Origin of the sequence: Gilvimarinus gilvus (assembly GCF_030518155.1) — a bacterium.
Classification (GTDB): domain Bacteria; phylum Pseudomonadota; class Gammaproteobacteria; order Pseudomonadales; family Cellvibrionaceae; genus Gilvimarinus; species Gilvimarinus gilvus.
In genome coordinates this window covers 1-372 of sequence record NZ_JAULRU010000163.1, presented here as the reverse complement: position 1 = coordinate 372, position 372 = coordinate 1, and the positions used below count along the sequence as shown (strand labels likewise).

Annotated in this window: 1 pseudogene; it reads left to right on the top strand. The window is 36.0% G+C overall.

The annotated features are described in order from the left end of the window. Window positions 1-372: pseudogene (locus QWI17_RS01275) on the top strand (hypothetical protein); the annotation flags it as partial.

Sequence of the window (372 nt, the reverse complement as noted above, 5' to 3'; positions counted from 1 at the left end):
AGGTAAATTAGATGATGCGTATGTTTTCTGTTCAGAAACATGTGCATTAGACGCTGTCGGAGCAGAGTTTATTCGTGATGTAGAGCCAGGAGAATTGATTGTTGTAAATGAACAAGGTTTGAAATCTTATTCATTAAATCAACCAACGCAACGAAATATTTGTGCTTTTGAGTACATTTATTTTGCACGTCCTGACTCGAATATAGAAGGAAATGAAATCTACGATTTACGTGTAGAATCTGGTCGAAAATTATACGAACAATCTCCTGTTGATGCCGATATTGTAATTGGTGTTCCAGATTCTGGAATTCCGTCTGCAATTGGTTATTCAGAAGCTTCGGGTATTCCTTACGAACCAATTTTGATTAAAAA